The organism is Mesorhizobium sp. P2_F5 (assembly GCF_056403715.1).
On record NZ_JBFUEY010000020.1, the window covers coordinates 1 to 17,547 of the forward strand.

Annotated in this window: 20 protein-coding genes and 1 pseudogene; 10 read left to right on the forward strand and 11 right to left on the reverse strand. The window is 60.1% G+C overall.

Features of this window, described 5'->3' with window-relative positions; translation table 11 throughout:
- Together AC1DYO_RS23905 and AC1DYO_RS23910 are read right to left on the reverse strand one after the other, a co-directional pair.
- Positions 1 to 440 (reverse strand): aminotransferase class I/II-fold pyridoxal phosphate-dependent enzyme (locus AC1DYO_RS23905; RefSeq protein ID WP_477266934.1); only part of this gene is annotated, 440 nt, incomplete at its 3' end.
- A gap of 274 nt (positions 441 to 714) precedes the next feature.
- A complete protein-coding gene (locus AC1DYO_RS23910; protein WP_477266935.1) occupies positions 715 to 1,641 on the reverse strand; it encodes a universal stress protein in 927 nt (308 codons plus the stop codon).
- Between the two features lie 91 nt (positions 1,642 to 1,732).
- Between AC1DYO_RS23910 and AC1DYO_RS23915 the strand changes: the two genes are divergently transcribed.
- Both AC1DYO_RS23915 and AC1DYO_RS23920 read left to right on the forward strand, forming a co-directional pair.
- Positions 1,733 to 2,116 carry a phasin family protein gene (locus AC1DYO_RS23915; RefSeq protein WP_477266936.1) on the forward strand — a complete coding sequence of 128 codons (384 nt, stop codon included), beginning with the start codon at positions 1,733 to 1,735 and terminating at the stop codon, positions 2,114 to 2,116.
- 129 nt (positions 2,117 to 2,245) lie between these two features.
- On the forward strand, positions 2,246 to 2,461 hold the full coding sequence (locus AC1DYO_RS23920) for a c-type cytochrome (RefSeq protein WP_477267131.1): 216 nt from the start codon (positions 2,246 to 2,248) through the stop codon (positions 2,459 to 2,461).
- 163 nt (positions 2,462 to 2,624) lie between these two features.
- Here the strand turns inward: AC1DYO_RS23920 and AC1DYO_RS23925 are convergent, their stop codons facing one another.
- From AC1DYO_RS23925 to AC1DYO_RS23940, 4 genes are all read right to left on the reverse strand, one after another.
- Entirely contained in the window at positions 2,625 to 3,011 is a 387-nt protein-coding gene (locus AC1DYO_RS23925; protein WP_140561923.1) for a translational machinery protein, read from the reverse strand.
- 61 nt (positions 3,012 to 3,072) lie between these two features.
- Positions 3,073 to 3,468, reverse strand: coding sequence for a lipoyl domain-containing protein (locus tag AC1DYO_RS23930; protein ID WP_477266937.1), 396 nt, complete (start codon positions 3,466 to 3,468; stop codon positions 3,073 to 3,075).
- Positions 3,469 to 3,838: 370 nt separating this feature from the next.
- Positions 3,839 to 4,453 carry a response regulator FixJ gene (fixJ, locus tag AC1DYO_RS23935; protein ID WP_477266938.1) on the reverse strand — a complete coding sequence of 205 codons (615 nt, stop codon included), beginning with the start codon at positions 4,451 to 4,453 and terminating at the stop codon, positions 3,839 to 3,841.
- Positions 4,440 to 5,996: a PAS domain S-box protein gene (locus AC1DYO_RS23940; RefSeq protein WP_477266939.1), complete on the reverse strand. Its 1,557-nt coding sequence runs from the start codon at positions 5,994 to 5,996 to the stop codon at positions 4,440 to 4,442. Before AC1DYO_RS23940 ends, fixJ begins: the two co-directional genes overlap by 14 nt.
- A 200-nt stretch (positions 5,997 to 6,196) precedes the next feature.
- Here AC1DYO_RS23940 and AC1DYO_RS23945 point away from each other — a divergent pair, with 200 nt between their 5' ends.
- The 5 genes and pseudogenes from AC1DYO_RS23945 to AC1DYO_RS23965 all read left to right on the forward strand — a co-directional run bounded on the left by AC1DYO_RS23945 (position 6,197) and on the right by AC1DYO_RS23965 (position 11,057).
- Positions 6,197 to 7,009 (forward strand): universal stress protein, encoded by an 813-nt coding sequence (locus tag AC1DYO_RS23945; RefSeq protein WP_477266940.1) that lies wholly within the window; start codon positions 6,197 to 6,199, stop codon positions 7,007 to 7,009.
- Positions 7,009 to 9,640: pseudogene (mgtA, locus tag AC1DYO_RS23950) on the forward strand (magnesium-translocating P-type ATPase). The gene AC1DYO_RS23945 and the pseudogene mgtA overlap by 1 nt, the downstream one beginning before the upstream one ends.
- A gap of 23 nt (positions 9,641 to 9,663) precedes the next feature.
- Positions 9,664 to 10,137 carry an NUDIX hydrolase gene (locus tag AC1DYO_RS23955; RefSeq protein ID WP_477266941.1) on the forward strand — a complete coding sequence of 158 codons (474 nt, stop codon included), beginning with the start codon at positions 9,664 to 9,666 and terminating at the stop codon, positions 10,135 to 10,137.
- 62 nt (positions 10,138 to 10,199) lie between these two features.
- Positions 10,200 to 10,469: a DUF6455 family protein gene (locus AC1DYO_RS23960; RefSeq protein WP_140879680.1), complete on the forward strand. Its 270-nt coding sequence runs from the start codon at positions 10,200 to 10,202 to the stop codon at positions 10,467 to 10,469.
- 30 nt (positions 10,470 to 10,499) lie between these two features.
- Positions 10,500 to 11,057: a hypothetical protein gene (locus tag AC1DYO_RS23965; RefSeq protein ID WP_477266942.1), complete on the forward strand. Its 558-nt coding sequence runs from the start codon at positions 10,500 to 10,502 to the stop codon at positions 11,055 to 11,057.
- Between the two features lie 115 nt (positions 11,058 to 11,172).
- On the opposite strand, the gene AC1DYO_RS23970 is transcribed toward AC1DYO_RS23965, so the two are convergent.
- The 3 genes from AC1DYO_RS23970 to AC1DYO_RS23980 form a co-directional block, all read right to left on the reverse strand.
- Positions 11,173 to 11,871 (reverse strand): CBS domain-containing protein, encoded by a 699-nt coding sequence (locus AC1DYO_RS23970; protein ID WP_477266943.1) that lies wholly within the window; start codon positions 11,869 to 11,871, stop codon positions 11,173 to 11,175.
- A 132-nt stretch (positions 11,872 to 12,003) separates the two neighbouring features.
- Positions 12,004 to 12,471 carry a DUF2231 domain-containing protein gene (locus AC1DYO_RS23975; protein ID WP_477266944.1) on the reverse strand — a complete coding sequence of 156 codons (468 nt, stop codon included), beginning with the start codon at positions 12,469 to 12,471 and terminating at the stop codon, positions 12,004 to 12,006.
- A gap of 118 nt (positions 12,472 to 12,589) precedes the next feature.
- Positions 12,590 to 12,823: a hypothetical protein gene (locus tag AC1DYO_RS23980; RefSeq protein WP_477266945.1), complete on the reverse strand. Its 234-nt coding sequence runs from the start codon at positions 12,821 to 12,823 to the stop codon at positions 12,590 to 12,592.
- Between the two features lie 110 nt (positions 12,824 to 12,933).
- On the opposite strand from AC1DYO_RS23980, the gene AC1DYO_RS23985 reads away from it, so the two are divergent.
- The 3 genes from AC1DYO_RS23985 (at position 12,934) to AC1DYO_RS23995 (ending at position 15,286) form a co-directional block, all read left to right on the forward strand.
- The gene (locus AC1DYO_RS23985; protein WP_477267132.1) at positions 12,934 to 13,278 is read left to right on the forward strand and encodes a PepSY domain-containing protein; all 345 of its coding nucleotides are present in this window, start codon (positions 12,934 to 12,936) and stop codon (positions 13,276 to 13,278) included.
- Entirely contained in the window at positions 13,278 to 13,943 is a 666-nt protein-coding gene (locus AC1DYO_RS23990) for a response regulator transcription factor (RefSeq protein WP_140561940.1), read from the forward strand. Before AC1DYO_RS23985 ends, AC1DYO_RS23990 begins: the two co-directional genes overlap by 1 nt.
- Before the next feature lie 80 nt (positions 13,944 to 14,023).
- Entirely contained in the window at positions 14,024 to 15,286 is a 1,263-nt protein-coding gene (locus tag AC1DYO_RS23995; protein WP_477266946.1) for a sensor histidine kinase, read from the forward strand.
- 7 nt (positions 15,287 to 15,293) lie between these two features.
- Here AC1DYO_RS23995 and AC1DYO_RS24000 read toward each other — a convergent pair whose 3' ends face one another.
- A complete protein-coding gene (locus AC1DYO_RS24000; protein ID WP_477266947.1) occupies positions 15,294 to 16,805 on the reverse strand; it encodes an FAD-dependent oxidoreductase in 1,512 nt (503 codons plus the stop codon).
- Entirely contained in the window at positions 16,802 to 17,545 is a 744-nt protein-coding gene (locus AC1DYO_RS24005; protein WP_477266948.1) for an FAD:protein FMN transferase, read from the reverse strand. The genes AC1DYO_RS24000 and AC1DYO_RS24005 overlap by 4 nt, the downstream gene beginning before the upstream one ends.
- Positions 17,546 to 17,547 lie beyond the last annotated feature (2 nt).

A 17,547-nucleotide genomic window follows, 5' to 3' on the forward strand; every position in this document is an offset into this window, starting at 1 on the left:
CCCTCGATCATCGAAGCGTGGTTCAGCTCGTCCGAGATGATCAGGCAGTTGGGCAAAAGCCGCGCAATGGTCGAGATCGAGGCTTCGTTGGAGACGAAGCCGGAGGTGAAGACCAGGGCCGCTTCCTTGTCGTGCAGGTCGGCCAGTTCCGCTTCGAGCTCGACCAGCGGGTTGCTGGTACCGGAAATGTTACGGGTGCCACCGGCGCCCGAGCCCATCTTGCCGGCCGCGTTCTGAAACGCGGCGATGACATCGGGGTTCTGGCCCATGCCGAGATAGTCGTTGGAACACCAGACGGTGATTTCCTCGGCGCGGCCGTTGGAACGCCAGATGGCGCGGGGAAATTTGCCGACAATGCGCTCGAGATCGGCGAAGACGCGGTAGCGCCGCTCGGCATGGAGCTGGTCGATCGCTTCCTCGAAGAACCGCTGATAGTTCATGTCGACTTTCCTTTGCCTGTTAAGCAATCGCTGGTGCCCGCACTGTCTCCGCCGCCTGGAATTTGATCCAACGGCGCAATTACAGTGCGGCGGCCCTTACCAAGTTTTGTTGCCTGCATGACATATCGCTCTGCGCCCGCCCGCGTTTGCTCGCGGTTTCTTGAACCGCACGTCATCGGCTACGCTCACTTTGGCAACGGTTAGACGTAGCCCTTTGCGGGAAAGGCCGACCTTGATTCATGTCAATATCGGAGAGCCTGAGATGTCTTTTTGCTCAGTTCGAGATGAAGCGATGCAACGAGCCGCTGCGCAGCACAGAACGCGTCACGCCGCCAAAGGTCATTTCCCTAACGCGGCTGTGCCCATAGCCACCCAGAACAATCAGATCAGCCGCAATTTCGTGCCCAATCCGCAGGAGCAAGTCCGCCGGCTCGGAGCGGCGCGCATCCAAAACTTCCGATCGCGCCTTCACGCCGTGGCGTGCCAGGAAGCGCTCGACGTCCGCAACATCGTCCCGAGGCGCGGTGTTTCCCCGGTCCACGGAGACGACCACAACGTTGCTGGCCTCGATCAAAAGGGGCATTGCATCGACGACAGCGCGGCGCGCTTCCCGCGTGTCGCTCCATGCTATCAGGATGCTTGCAGCGCTGATCGGCGCAAAGGTTTCCGAGGCCACGAGTATCGGGCGGCCGGCTGCAAGGATGAGACTTGCCGGATCCAGCATACGATGATGGTCGACGATCAGATCGACCGTCGGCGAGCCAGTTAGGATCAGGTCGGCGGCACGCGCATTGAGTGCGAGCTGGCGAGTGGGATTTCCTATTTCTCCGCACCACGAGGCACGGTTGCTGCCGTTGACTGTGCTCAGGAATTCCTCTCTCAAGCAGTTGAGGCGGCCCTCAATCTCCTCCACCTGACACCACAAGGCCTTGGTCGCCGCCTGGTCATCGGTGCCGCTTGGCAGGACAAAATGCGGCTCGGCTGCACAAAAGCCGATCAGATCGGCATCATGTCGTTGCGCAAGATCCCAGGCCATGGAGATGCGTGGCGCGGCGATGGTGTCCACGTCCAGTTGAACCATGATCGTTTTGAAAGCCATCGCTGCAGCCCTTTTGCGTTGAAGCGAGCTAGTCACGAAGAACGAACGACCACCTTGATGCGTGTCAAACGCGGGAACGATATCGGTGGCGCCCGATAGCATCTGTTGATCCGGATCAACGACCTGGCGACGAATAGCGTTAGCGTCGTATGGTGAACACTTTTGTTTCCACCCTCACAATGGAGTACCGATCATGCAGATCCATCCCCAACCGTCGCAATTCGGCATGCAACTATTGCCGATGGTGGAGAATGGCCAGAAGTTCGTCTTCGCTGCGGCGTCTCTTCAGACGCATGCTTTCAAGGCAATGATGCGCTATCACATCGAAACGCTGGGGTTTCTGAAACATCGCTACGAGCAGGATGTAAAGCTGGTCGGTGACCTGATCGACGGCGCTGAGTTCAACGACGCCTTCGACATCTTCTCCACTTTCCTGCAGAATACGACATTGGAATACACAACCGAAGCCGGCAAGGTCGCGGGCCTGACCTCCAAGCTCGCGTCGGAAACGGCCAAGCGCGTGCGCAAGGAAGCCAAAACCGCAATCGAGGACGCAGCGGCGAAGACAGTTGCGTAGATCGAAAGGCGGAGGCCTGCAACCATGAGCAGCAATATGGGCAACGGGCGTCGCCGGCGGCGGTTTCGATGGGTTTGCGCACCTGCGGCGTTGCTGCTTGGATTCGTGCCTGCACAGGCCAACAGCCTGATGGAACGCGGCCAGGCATTGGTTGAGTTCAATTGTGCCCGCTGCCACGCCATTGGAAAAACCGATCAAAGCACCCATCCCGACGCGCCGGCGTTTCGCACCTTATCGAAGCGCTATCCGATACGGATCTCGAGGAAGCCCTCGCCGAGGGCATTTCGACCGGCCATCCGGACATGCCCGAATGGGTTGCAAGCCCTGACCAGATCGAGGCGATAATCGCCTACATCAGCAGCTTGCAGCAACCGTGATCGAGGTCATGGGCGCAGCAGCCGACCGAACCAGACGGTTCGCTGCGCGATCGGAGTTCATGCAAGCCGCTCTGTAAAATGCAATCGACCTCGCAGCCGATAGCGGGCCATCAGAGCAACTCCAGACTGAGCTAGGGCAACATCCGGTCAGCGGCACGGAAAAACGACCGCGCGTGTGCCACAATCTGGGCCTCCGTAGGATGATCCGCCGTTTCAACACCGACAATTCGATCCTTCAAGTGCGCATGGTGGTCACGGATGTGCTTGGCCAGTTCATCTTTTGCCGATCCTGGTCCCACGATCAGCCATTCCTTGGCTGGCTGCAGGGCGTTGACCACATCGTGGTAGAAGGCATCGTTTTCAGGCGCTCGCTTGCCGTCGATGCTGCCTGCCTTGTTGTGGGTCTGATGATGCGCCAGCGTGGTGACAAGCCTCACGCTTTCGGCTGTCTCACGGTTGAAGAAAAACACCTTGGCTTCGCGATGGTCGAGCCAGGCGACGGCATGTTGGGTCTGCATGTCTATACGTCCTTGAGTTATTGTTGATGAGCGCAATCGTCGCGGTGAGGCGTCGAATGCTTCACGCGGATTGGAACTCCAGCGTCGCCAAGATCGAACCGGGTTCGATGACGGCATTTGCTGTGGCGACAATCGTCGCGCGGCCACTTGCTGGCGCGACAATCTCGTGAAGCGCGTCTTCGACGCGAATTTCGGCTATTAGCTCGCCGGCCTTGATTGTGTCGCCGCTGGAAATGAACCAACGCTCCAGGATGCCCTCGGGCAACATGCTGGACGCCCATAGCGCTTCGTCGACCTTGATGTACTGCATGGCAATCTCCTTCTGCTTCGAATGATAGGCGCTTCGCCAAACTGGGCCTTGATCACGATCAAACAGCTGCGAGGATGCCAGCATGCAGACAGCGGCCGGCCGTTTTGCAACTCGCACAATGGCCGGGTTGGCATGGCCGGTCGCCAAGCGGCGCGCGCTTACCGCCTACACAACCAAATGATTGGACCTCGACCGCTCGGAACGACCGACGCGCTTACTTGCCCACAACGCATCGCGCAATTTCAGAAATGATCCAGGTCAAAGCGCGCCGCGCTGTTTCCGTCAAAGCTAAGACAATGTGGAACTCTATCCTAAGCGCACCGTATGGTCGCGACCTCGAACTCGCCGTCGTCGACGAGGAGGGGACGCATGCGCTCGTATTTCCGTGCGTAAGGAGTCGAGAAGGCTGGAAGAACGCCACCACCGGTGCCCGTGTTGACATCCGGCCGACCCACTGGCGCGATTGGAAGCCGGAGCAGGCCCAAGCCAGAACTGGCAACCCTCTCGAAGGGTCTCCCTAGGGTCTGGATTCCACGATCAACGCCATGCGCACAAGATGTGACAGGCTGCCCGCGCCCATTTTGCTCATGACATTGGCCCGGTGGATTTCGACCGTACGCGGGCTGATTCCCAGATCGTAGGCGATGGTCTTGTTCGGCAGACCCGACACAAGCCCGTCCAGCACCTGCCGCTCGCGCTCCGACAAGGTCGCCAGATGCGTGCGGATGTCCGAAGACTGGGGATGCGCCGCGTTTGCCTGGTTCCGGTTGGCCAGCGCGGAGCGGATCGCGCCAATCAGCATCTCGTCGTCGAACGGCTTTTCGATAAAATCGGAAGCGCCTTCCTTCATTGCCTGAACGGCGAGCGCCACGTCGGCATGGCCCGTCATCACGATGACCGGAATTGTATGTCCGCCTGCTCTGAGCTGTCGCAGAAACTCTATGCCATCTATGCCCGGCATGCGTACGTCGGTGACGATGCAGCCATCGAGACTGCTCGTCGCCGTCGACAGAAAAGCTGTGGCCGATTCGTGCAGGCGTACAGCGAAGTCTGCTGTGGCCAGAAGAAAACCGAGCGACTTGCGAACGTCGACGTCGTCGTCGACCACGTGCACCAGATCACTGTCGGCCATTTGTGACCTCTTCTTTCTCTACGATGCGCAAGGTGAACCGGAACGCGGTTCCACCGGCCGGCACCGCCTCGGCCCATATGTGACCGCCATGCGATTCAACGATGGTGCGGCAAATGGAAAGGCCGACACCCATGCCTTGCTTCTTGGTGGTCACAAATGGCTGGAAAAGTTGCGCCGAGACCTCCGGCGCGAGACCTGGGCCAGTATCGATCACGCTTACCTCGGCCATCCCATCATCCCGGGCAATAGTCGTGACTTTCAATTCGCGTCGTGATGCATCCTGCATGGCTTCAACCGCGTTGCGCATCAGGTTGAGCAGAACCTGCTGAATCTGGATGCGGTCGGTCAAGACCAGTTCGGCGGACGGGTCGAGCTTGTAGCTGACGAGGAGATTCATCTCCCTTGCACCAACCAGGGCCAGGGACGCGGCTTCCTCGATCAGCAAGGGCAGTCGTTCGACCTGGCGCTCGCTTTCGCCCCTAGCAACAAAATCCCTCAGATGACGAATGACGTCTCCCGCCCGCAGGGCCTGCTCAGCTGCCTTGTCCACGGCATCCCGCAGCATGGGCGCGTTCTCTTCCGTGCTCTTTTCAAGCAGCCGTCGACTGCCCTTGAGGTAGTTCGTGATGGCGGTGAGCGGCTGGTTGATCTCATGGGCAAGCGTCGAGGCCATTTCGCCCAGGGCCGTAAACCGCGCCATGTGGAGCAGCTCCTGCTGCTGCTCCTGGATTCTAGCTTCTGCCCGGTGGCGTTCGGTCAGGTCGCGGCAGAAGCCGGTAAAGAAGCGTCCGGTTCCCGGATGCATCTCGCCGACGGAAAGCTCCATAGGGAAAGTCGTGCCATCCTTGCGTGCCCCGGTAACGGTGCGGCCGAGCCCGATGATCCGGCGTTCTCCCGTCGTCAGGTAGCGAAGCAGATAGGCATCATGCTCGTCGCGATAGGGCGAAGGCATCAGCATATTGACGTTTTGACCAATGACCTCGTCTGACTGATAGCCGAACAGCGTTTCGGCAGCAGTGCTGAAGGATTGAATCCGGCCCTGTTCGTCGATAACGACCATTGCGTCTGGCACTGTTGCCAGGATCGATCGCAAATGGTCCTCACGCAGCCGAAGTGCTGCGTTTGCAAAGGAGAGTTCGCTGACATCCGTGCCTTCAATGAAGATCGCGGTGATACGGCCATCGTCGGCCTTGACCGGCTGATAGACGAAATCAAGGATGCGCTCTTCCACCGGCCCGTCGGCTTTGTTGCGAAGACCAACCTTCACCCCCTTGCCCCTATAAGGCTCGCCGGTCGTGTACACATGGTCCAGATGTTCGAAAAACTCATGTCCTTCGAGCTCGGGAAAGGCGTCCCGCACTGACTTTCCAATCACTTGCCTGTTGCCGATCAATCGCTGGTAGGCGGCATTGGTCAGTTCGAAAACGTGACCTGGCTCGCGCATGAGCGCTATAAAGCCCGGAGCCTGATCGAACATTCGTGACAAGAGTGATTTCAGTGTCGTCCCGCCGGGCGACAAACTGAGCGCTTCGTCTTGGATCACCTGAGGTTCCTGGGTTCGAGACGGTGCTACTGGCGCTAACTATCACTTCTCGCCGCACACGCAAAACGGATCGAGACGACGTTTTGGACGCAGATGCAGTTGGCGGATGCAGTTGACGGTCTTTGACGCGCATCAAGGCCTTGGGCGCTGGCGAATGCGATTCATCACGCATTGCACCGTTTCAGCGAAAGGCATCCGCAATGTCCTACAAGTCAATTATCGTGAACCTCGCCATCGATGCGACTCCCGCACCCATTGTGCGGGTCGGGATCGAACTTGCCGAACGATTTGGAGCCCATCTTATCGGCTTGGCGGCAGCTGATGTCCCGCCTCTGGTGGCGACAGGCGACGGCATGGTCTACGAAGGCGAGGTCATGCAGATCCAGCGAACGGAAATCGAAAAGCGGCTTGCTGAATTGCGTGAAGTGTTCGAGAGGCTGGTGCCGGCTTCGATTACCAGCGAATGGGGGCAAGCCGTCTGCAGTCCGACCCGCTTCCTCGGCGTTTCGGCCAGGGCGGCCGACCTGATTGTCACCGGCGGCCGGGATGGAGACAACGTCTTTCGCGCCGTGGATATCGGCAGCCTCGCGCTCGGTGCCGGGCGGCCAGTCCTGGTCACCGCAGGCAATATCGAGCATATCCCCGCAAAAACCGTACTCGTTGCCTGGAAGGACACCAGGGAGGCGCGGCGTGCGATAGCCGATGCATTGCCTTTTCTGGCCAAGGCCAACGAAGTTGTCGTCGCCACGATAGACGCCAATCGCGACGAAAGCATCCGTGACAGCCTTGACGATGTCGCCGCCTTTCTTGAACACCATTGCATCAAGGCGCGAACCGAGTTGATCGCCGGCGAGGCTGACGGCGACCGGTTGCTGACATTTGCACGCTCGATCCATGCGGACCTGATCGTCTCGGGCGCCTATGGCCATAGCCGGTTGAGGGAATGGGCATTTGGCGGCGTCACCCGCACGCTGATCGAAGAGAGCGGCATCAGCCGCTTCATGTCGTATTGATGATAGGCGAAGCTGACCAGCAACCCGTCTCGCCAGATGACGGTGCCTATTGGTCGATCGAGACCAATGACCTTCTGCGACGCCTCGAGACGTCCGCCTCGGGGCTGGCTGCTTCCGAAGCCGCATCGAGGCTCGCAAAATTCGGCCGAAACACACCGGCGTCGAAGTCAGGCGCGTCGGCCCTGGTGGTGTTCGCGCGCCAGTTCCGTAGCCCGCTGGTCCTGATCCTCATTTTCGCGGCCAGCGTATCGGCCTTCGTGGGAGAGGGCCAGGAGGCTGCGATCATCGGGGCGATCGTGCTGGCAAGCTGCGTCCTGAGCTTCACCCAGGAGTACGGTGCATCGCGGGCGACCGAAGCACTGAAACAGCGTATTTCGCGCAAGGCTATTGTTTTGCGTGACGGGGTCGAGTGCTCGGTTGCTGCCGAAGATATCGTGCCGGGCGACTTGATCCGCCTCTCGGCCGGAAACCTCATTCCTGCAGACGGTATCATTCTGGACGCGCGCGATTTCAATGTCAGCGAGGCGGTTCTCACCGGCGAAACCTTTCCCGTCGTGAAGGCACCGGGGCGGTCAATGCCGGAGGCTTCCGTCGCACAGCGCAGCAATGCGGTCTTTACCGGCACATCGGTCCGCAGCGGCACTGCAACCGTGCTTGCGGCAGCGACCGGTGCCCGCACCGAATTCGCGTCGATCGCTGCCGCCCTGGAACGACAAATCCCTGAAACAGGGTTTGCCCGGGGCATAAGACTGTTCGGCTATCTGATGACCGAGATCATGCTGGCGATTGTCATCCTGGTGTTCTTCGCCAACCTGATGCTGCATCGACCGCTGATTGAATCGCTGCTGTTTTCGCTGGCTCTGGCGGTTGGTCTTACGCCGGAACTCCTTCCGGCCATTATCAGTGTGACGCTGGCTAGAGGGGCTCGCGCGATGGCTGCCAATGGCGTCATCGTGCGCCGTCTCGACGCCATCGAGAACCTGGGCAGCATGGACGTGCTCTGCACCGACAAGACCGGCACGCTGACGGAAGGCGTGATCCACCTCGACGGAGCGTTTGATGTCGACGGCAATCCGTCAACCGACATCCTGCTTTGGGCACGTCTCAACGCGACCATGCAGGCCGGACTGAAGAACCCGCTGGACGAAGCGATCGCCGGTGCGCCGGGCGAGGGCGCATCATTGGCCGCTTTCACCAAGGTCGACGAGATCCCTTAATGATTTCATCCGCAAGCGGCTATCCGTTGTTGTGCGGACCAAGGACGCCAAAGATATTCTGATCACCAAGGGCGCCGTGCTAAATGTCCTCGAAACGTGCGGCTTCGTCAGCACGGCGAAAGGGCTGGAACCCCTCGATGAGAAGCAGCGGGCGGTGATCGACGAGAAATTCCGGCGCTGGAGCGCGGACGGCTACCGCGTTCTGGGCCTGGCGATCCGCCGATTTGAGAGTCGGAAAACGTTCAGCAGGAAAGACGAAATCGATCTCGCCTTCGTAGGCTTCCTGCTTTTCCTCGATCCGCCAAAGGAAGGCGTCAGGGAGACGCTTGCCGAGCTCGCCCACCGCAGCATCGCGGTAAAGGTCATTTCGGGCGACAACCGTTACGTTGCCGCGCATCTTGCCCAAGCGGTCGGCTTGCGCGCCGACAGGATCATAACCGGAGAGGAGCTTTCGAAATTGACGAAGAGCGCGCTCTTTGCAGGCGTGCAGCACACCGACCTCTTCGTCGAGATCGATCCCAACCAGAAGGAGCGCATCGTTCAGGCACTGCGGAGCAGGGGCCATGTCGTCGGCTACCTTGGCGACGGCATCAATGATGCGCCCGCCCTTCATGAGGCAGATATAGGCATCTCAGTCGATACCGCTGTCGATGTCGCGCGCGAAGCGGCCGATATCATCCTTCTCAAGCAAGATCTGGGCGTGCTCGTGCGCGGCGTCGACGATGGCCGCAAGACATTCGCCAACACGATGAAATACATTTCAATCACCACCAGCGCCAATTTCGGCAACATGATCAGCATGGCTGTCGCCTCGCTGTTCCTGCCTTTCCTGCCGCTTCTGGCAAAGCAGATCCTGCTCAACAATTTCCTTTCTGACGTTCCTTCGCTCGCTATAGCAAGCGACAATGTCGATGCCGACCAACTGCGCCGGCCACGTCACTGGGACATCCGTTTTGTGCGGCGGTTCATGATCAGCTTTGGCCTGGTCAGTTCGCTGTTCGACTTCGCGACCTTCGCGTTCCTTCTGTTCTTCGCGCATGCGACGGAGGCGGCATTCCAGACCGCCTGGTTTGTCGAATCGTTGCTGACGGAGCTTGCCATCGTGCTCATCGTGCGCACGCACAGGGCTTTCTGGGCGAGCCGTCCAAGCCCGTTGCTTGCCTGGCTTACACTGGTTGTCGGGGTTGTCGCGATCATGATCCCCTATCTGCCGTTTGCAGCCTGGTTCGGCTTCGTGCCCTTGCCGCTACCCGTGCTTGCCGGGCTTGTCGCAATCACCGCGCTCTATCTACTGGCCTCGGAGGCAACCAAGCGCTGGTTCTTCGGACAGGAGAGCCGCCAGTCGCACCGGAAGAGGGCGGGCCAGATGATCGACAGAGGGCCCAAGCCTCATGCGGCCTACCCGAGATCATAGGCCGCGTGGGGAGGCTTGAAGCGATGATGAAGAGAAGCGCGGGCATTCTGCCCTATCGTGGATCGACCAAGGGGCTGCAGGTGCTGCTCGTCCATCCAGGCGGCCCATTCTGGCAAAGCCGCGATCTTGGCGCCTGGTCCATCGCCAAGGGCGAGTATGACGAAGGCGAGTTGCCAGAAGCCGCGGCGCGGCGCGAATTCAAGGAAAAGACAGGTTGGGAGTCCAAGGGGGCCCTGCTCAAACTGGGTGAGTTGCGCCAGCGAAAGAGCAAACTCATCACGGCTTTCGCGCTGGAAGGCGATTTCGATACCGCGACGTTGCGCAGCAACATGTTTGAGATGGAATGGCCACGACGCAGCGGCCGCATGCAGTCATTTCCCGAGGTGGATCGCAGTGCATGGCTGGATCTGGACCTGGCCCGGGCAAAACTGCTTGCCGGTCAACGGCCCTTTCTAGACCGCCTTGTCGCTTCGGTTTTGCGCCACACAGCCTGTTGATCGAGATCAACGCCACCTGCCGCCAACATGGCAATGATGGCGAGTAGGCAGGAGTGATCAATATGAGCTTTCTCGATTACCTGATTTCGGTCGACGCCAGAACGGCTCTGATGGGTCGCATGATGCGGACGGTCGGCGTCGACAGACATTTGAAGGTCGTGGCAGACCATGCGGCAGTCACAAATCGGGCAGTGAACCGCTGCCGTGCCTGCGGCCATCAGGACGAATGCATGACCTGGCTCGACGAACATCAGCAAGCCGAGAACCCGCCAGACTATTGCCGTAACAGCGACCTGATCGCACGACTGCAGCACGTAGCCGACCAACGGTAGTGCATCGAGCAGATCTGCCTTGAGGACGTTATGACTTCGGTGGACGATTTGTTCTTTCCAGAAGCATTTCTGCTCTTTGTTGCACCAGGGCCCACCAACGCTCTTTTGATGGCGGGGTCGGTCAAACGAGCGAATGCGATCAAACTTTTAGCCGCTCAGGCATGCGGATACGGGATCGCATCCGCGTGCTGGTTGTCGCTGCGTCCCGTTGTGTCACCGGATGCCATTCAGATACTGAGGCTGATTGCAGCCGGATGGCTCGTCATTCTTGGGCTGCGCCTGGTGGCGAGCGCCGGGACTAACGTTTCCAAAAACGGCGATGCCATTTCTGTTGCGGCGACCAGTGCCCTGAACCCGAAGGCCTTTATTTATTGCCTGGCTATCGTGCCGATGAACATCGAACTGCGGGCGCTGGGACTCTTCTGGATTGCGCTGCTGGTGATGACAGCTGCCACAGGATCGTTGTGGCTGTTGCTAGGTCGGCGCTTCAGCGGAGGCAAAAGAATGGCAGAGAGAGTTACCGGCGCGGCGCTTGTTACATTCGCCCTGCTGCTCCTTCGGCCATTGATCCTTCTAGTCGCGATCTGAGCGCAGCGAAGCGTAAGCGCGAACCTGTTTCGCTGCCGAGCTATCCTCCAACGCAAGTTCAAGCTCTCTGGGCACAGCGGCTCGCGACACCAACCCGGAGTTGGTCGGGCCTTCGCTACGAAACAAGGATGACGGATAGGGGATCGGCGCAGAAGAGATCGTCCTCGACAACTTTGACGCCGGCGACGTTTTCGGCCGCTACAATGGCTGCCTGCCGCTCGCGTTCGTCGAAGATGGCTCCGCTCAGTTTCACCACGCCTTTGTTCACTGTTACGCTGATCAAGTCCTTGCCGGCCCATTTCTGCATCGCTAGCTCGGTCATGATGTTTTGGCGAATCTGTTCGTCATCGATGACTGCAGGGGCTGCATCAGGAAGGACGCCGAGCAATGCCCGCATAAGATCAGAGCGGGTGATGATGCCGACGACTTTCCCGGCGTCGACGACCGGAATGCGTTTGACATGGTAACGCGTCATGAGCTCGACCACTTCGGCGAGCGATGCGGTAGGGGATGCCGTCACGACATCTTGCGACATCACCTCCTCGATCCGCCGCCCATTGGTACGGACATATTCATCGGCCGCCTTTCCGGGGCTGACGAGAAACTCAAGCCAGCGCGAGCGCTTGCGCTCCGTGCCCAGTTCTCCGCGACGCAGGAAATCGCCCTCACTGACGATACCAACCAGCGTGCCGTTGCCACGAATGACGGGAAAGCCGCTGATCTTTTCGGAGAGCATCAACCCTGCCGCCTCGGCGATCGATGCGGACGGGTCGATGCCGACGACTGGCTTGCTCATTATGGCTGCGGCTTGCATGTTCGCTCTCCCGAGTTTCTCCAAACCTCCGGCTTCTTAGGCTCCACATGCACGAAGCGCCTTGATCTGAATCATTTTGCCGTCGAGGCAAATGGTCCAAAGGTTGGCTCGCAAGTGACGGGCGCGTTCCCGTTAGCCAGCGATCGCGGTCTTGGCGACGTTCACGCCAAGCTCGTAGACAAGCAGTCCACCATAGTAGGCCGTCGCAGTGACCAGAATTGCTCCGCAAATCTCGATCAAAGGGATGGCGATCGTTACAGCCCGAAACTCGCGATTCCGCATCCAAAGCGCGAGCCGCACAAGGCCCCAGATCAGGAAGGCAAGGGCAGTGATACCCCCCAGGCTTTCGTGGATTTCCGCGATATCGCTGCTGAAGCCGGCCGCTTCGGCGTGATCCAGGGCGAGACCGCCGAAGAACCAGGTCCCTATGGCGAACACTCCGGCAGCCAGGGCCACAAAAGTAGAGATCGTGCCAGTGCCCGATTTCCTTGTGACGGCGCTGCCGCCTGCCAGCGCCACAAGGTCGATAGCCGCAAGCGTGTAGATCAGAACGATAGGAAAATGAACAAGAATGGGGTGGATGTGTTGGATGGGGACCACGAAAACTCTCCAGAAATTGGTAGGGGACTTTGGACAATTGCCAGCCTTGCAGCGAGCCTTGGTCCGACATTTGTGATCGTTATGTGCTGCGACGGGCCACGCACTGCGAACGAGAGATCTAGTCGTCTTCGTCGCCCTCATCGCCCTGCCGGTCGTCACATGCATCGTCGTCACCCTTGATGGTTTTCGGAGTGGTGGCGTCCTGCATCGGGATGGCCTGCAGGTCGATCGGGCCGGATGGGTCAACGGACGATTGCGCCCCACATGATCCTTCGTCCGATTCGGCGGCCGCCGGCAGGGCAAAGGTTGTGAGGCCTGCAAGTGCTGCAAGGACAAGCATGGAATTGCGCATGGTCTGGTATCCTTCTCGGCGCGGCCATGATTGGACGCGATAATGCCTGGATATGGACCCTTGGCTTGCTGCGGGCTGAGGATGATTGACAGCAAATTGAAAGCTTGAACGTGCGACATGCCTTGCCGATGAAAAGCCTGTTGATGCGTTTGGCGGTGCTGGGTCTCGCTGGACTTGTCCTGGCCATGCCTGTCGCTGCCCGTGCCGATGAGGACGATGACGGCGACCATGACCGGGCGCGGGATTTGTACGAGCACGGCGAAATCAAGGGCCTTGCCGATATACTGGACGTTGTCCGCGCCAAAGCTCCCGGCGATGTCGTGGCGGTCGATCTCATCCGCAAGGCCAACAAATGGGTTTACCGGTTCCAGGTCGTCGGTGCCGATGGCCGGCGAAAGACCATCGACGTCGACGCCGGTGCCGGTGTCATCCTGCGCGATGGGGAGGGCGACTGATGAAGATCCTCCTCGCCGAGGACGAGCCCCGTATCGCTGCCGATATCGCGACTGCCCTCAAGGCATCTGGAATGGCGGTCGATGTCGTAAAGGATGGTGAAGCTGCCTGGTTCGCTGGCGATGTCGAGACTTATGACGCCGCGATTCTGGATCTCGGATTGCCCAAGCTCGATGGCCTCACGATCTTGAAACGTTGGCGGGCCAACGACCGCCGTTTTCCGGTTCTGATCCTGACCGCAAGGGGGATGTGGACGGAACGCGTGGAGGGGATCAACTCCGGGGCTGACGACTATCTTCCCAAGCCTTTTGAAATGGAAGAACTACTCGCCCGGTTGCGCGCCATCCTGCGTCGCTCGGCAGGGCAGGCGGCGCCCGTTCTGAGGTCCGGCCCGCTGCTTCTGGACACGCGCCAGATGCGGATATCGCTGCGCGGCATCCCCGTTTCCCTGTCGCCGCTGGAGTACCGGCTCCTGGCGTTTCTGATGCATCATGCAGGACGGGTGGTGGCGCCGACCGAACTGGCTGAGCATCTTTACGATTCAGGCAACGACCGCGATCCGAACGCGATCGAGGTCATTGTAGCGCGATTGCGACGCAAGCTCGGCAGCGATGTCATCGAGACAAGGCGAGGGTTCGGCTATCTGATGCCCGACGATGCCGCCTGATGGGTAACTCGATCCGCTTCCGGCTGTGGTTGGCGGCAACCATCTCGATTCTTGTCGCACTGGGCATCGCCGGCGCCGGCTTGCGCTATCTGTTCGAGCTTCACGTCGAGCGGCGCGTTGTGGGCGAACTGACGGTCGACCTCAACGAGTTGATCGGCGCAACGACTTTTGCCAGCGATGGCCGCCTTGTGGTGACCCCGGTGCTGACCGACCCACGGTTTGCCAATCCACTGTCCGGTTACTACTGGCAGGTGGAGGACGTCGCCACCGGCAGCCTCGAGCGTTCGCGATCCTTGTGGGACGCCAAGCTGCTCTTGCCTGCGCGGAGCGCAAGTGGTGGGGTGCGAACGGTCGAGGAGTTCACGGGCCCGGGCGGAGAACTCAGTATTGCGGTCGAGCGTACGATCATCGATGCCGGAGGCCGCTCCTTTCGTGCCATCGTGGCGGAAGATCATCGAACCGTTGAGGTGTCTGTAAGCGAATATGTTCGCGATCTTGCTCCCGCTCTCCTGATGCTCGCTGCAGTTCTCATGGCCGCGTTTTTCATCCAGATCACCATCGGCCTTGCACCGCTGGAGACCTTGCGGGTCGCCGTCGGAAGCGTGATTGCGCAGCGAACGGCGCGGCTCGATGTGGTGGCACCAAGCGAGGTGCAGCCGCTCGCTGAGGAAATCAATCGTCTTCTCGATGCGCAGGAGAAGGCTCTCGCTCGGGCGCGCTCGCGCGCCACCGATCTGGCGCACGGCCTCAAGACGCCGCTGCAAGTTCTTTCGGCCGACATCCGCGCGTTGAGAAAAAAAGGCGAGACGGATCTGGCCGACGAGATCGAGAAGAGCACCGGCGCGATCCGCCGCCATGTCGAGCGGGAGCTGGCGCGCGCCCGCCTCGCGCCCGGCGTCTCGGGCAAGGCATCTTGCCTTGTGTCTGACGTCGCGGCTGGCGTCGTTGCCGTCGTCAAACGGACGCCAAGCGGCAGGCAGCTTTCTTTCACGATGGGGGTCGCGGAAGATATGCTGGCGCCAATCGACGAAGGCGACCTGTCGGAAATCCTCGGCAATCTGGTCGAGAACGCCGCCCGGTACGCAAAGTCGTCAGTCCGTGTCGATGCCTCCGCAACCGCCGGCGAGGTAATCGTCACTGTCGCCGATGATGGTCCAGGCATACCGGATGCCGATCGGGAGTCCGCCTTGTCGCGTGGCGTCCAGCTCGACAGCAAGGGCGGCAGCAGCGGCCTTGGCCTGGCCATTGTTTCCGACATCGTCGAAGCCTATGGCGGACGCCTTGCCATGGCCAACGCCGATCCGGGTCTGGTCGTGAGCATTTCCTTGCCGCGACACAGTTGAGCGTGCTTCAGGCAAAACCCGGGAAATAGTCGACCTTTATCTTCGAGCGGCGAACGCCCATGGCCAGCAGCTTTTGACGCAGCGCCTTGACCATCGCCTGCGGGCCGGAAATGTAGAAGGTGCGCTCGAGGTAGTCGGGTATTGCCAGGCGTATCAGGCGCTCGTCGATGTAGCCGGGATACTGCCCGCGTTCACCCCCGCGCGCCACAGCGTGGACCGTCTTGATACCAAGTTCCTGCCTGGCCGCGCCAAGCACGTCGCGATAGGCGATGTCTTGCTGTCCCTCGGTCCCGTAGAGGATGATGATCGGTCGCCGCTCCTTGCGGTCGATGAGATATTGCAGCATCGAGCGGAATGGCGTGATGCCGATGCCGCCAGCCAGGAAAGCGATCTTGGTTTCACGCCGGGCGGGCAGTGTGAAGTTGCCAGCCAGTTGCGCGGCGTGGATCGTGCTGCCCGGCTTCATGGTCATCAATTCGCGCTTGAAGGCGCTTGATTGCGGATAGAACTTGACGCCGAGGCGGACTGTTTCCTCCGTCGGCGCCGAGGCGACCGTGAAAAAGCGGCGGTTGCCGCGATTGTCGGCACGATCGAGGCCAAGCGTCCATTCGAGATACTGGCCGGCCTCAAAGGCGAGCTTGCGCGGCGACCGGAAGATGAAGTCGAAGCTGTCGACGGCTGATTGTTCGATGCGTTCGAGCGTCAGCACAAAGCGTCCCTTTGGGCCTGCCGCATAGGCAAACAGGTTGCCGGCGAGCAGCGCCAGTTCCGGTGTGAAATAGAACGAGCCGATATGGATGTTGGGAGCAAACAGAAAGCCGACGATGGCGGCAAAGGCGATACGCGGCCATCGCATCGTCGGTGCCGTCAGCGGCTCGGTCAGCATCACAAAGGCAAAGAACAGCAGAGGCGACGAACCCAGTGTCTCCGCAAGAGCGGTCCAGTACTGCGATGGGTCGGTGGTTGCCAGAAGGGTCACCAGCGCTACGACCACAAAGGTCGAGACAAGATCAAGTCGGCGCAATTTCCGCACGATGAGGACGCCGCCCACGAGAACGAGCGGAAGCAGCGGCAGATTGCCGCCAACCCACCAGGTGGCTGGCTGGTCGAGCAGCAGCGCCGACAGCGCCACACCCAGCGCAGCCGGATTGAAAAGGTGTTTCCGGCCGATGGCGAGAATGAATTTGGATGATATCGCCCAGACCGACGCGAACGCCACTGCCGCGATCCCCCTTACGTCCGTGACCGCTACCGGATCGAGGATGAGCGCCAGGATGAGCGCGGTGATGTAGACGGACTCGTTGTTCGCCGGAACCTCGAAAATCCGCGAAAAAATCTTGTTGGTGAGCCAGCAGGCGGCCAGTGCCAGTGCCGTCGTGAAGGCGAGCGCTATCGAATCATGCGGTACTAGCTTGATCAAGCTGAGCACGAACGCGGCGCCAACCAGTCCTATCAGATAGTAGAGGACCAGTCGGTACATGGTCAGGTGATCGAGAAATCGGTCGATGGTTTTGATCATGGCAGGCAAAGGGCTCCGAACCCGGTTGTCGGTGTGGCGCGGCCATTGGTGTCTATGACATAGCCCTCCAGGCCAGGCGTCTGCTCGATGAAGAGAATGCCGTCGCGGCCCATGGCGAAGGCAGCGGTGGCGAAGCGATCGGCTTCGAGCACATCGGCGCCGATAACGGTCAGGCTGACGATGTCCTGGATCGGACTGTCAATTGCATGCGGGTTGTAGATGTGTTGGCCCCGCACATAGGTGCCGGAGGTCGCCACTCCGCGACTGCGGGGATAGACGACTTTTACGATCTCTTCGGCGTTGAAGGGATTGCGGATGCCGACGCTCCAGCCCTGGCCCGAGGCATTCTTGCCGCGGGACTGCACGTCGCCTCCTGCCTCGATGAAGAAATCGCGGATACCGGCTCGCTGAACGATGGCCGCCGCATTGCGGATCGCCCAGCCCTTGACGATGCCAGATGGATCGAGCGATCCGTCGGGCTTGCGAATATCGAAGTAACCGTCGGTCTCGTCTTTCGTCTGCCGCGCGAGAGCAAACACTTCGGTCATCTCGCCGCTCCATTCGACGACGGGGACGTCGCCGCGGTTGATGGCCATGATCTCGCTGTCGGCCCGGTATGTGCTGAAGCGCCGGTCGATATGCTCGAAATAGCCGAAGACTTTCTCGATCAGCTCACGGTTCGACGCGCCGCCGACGTCGACCGTAATGGGCATGCCCATCAAAATACGCGTGTCACGCATGC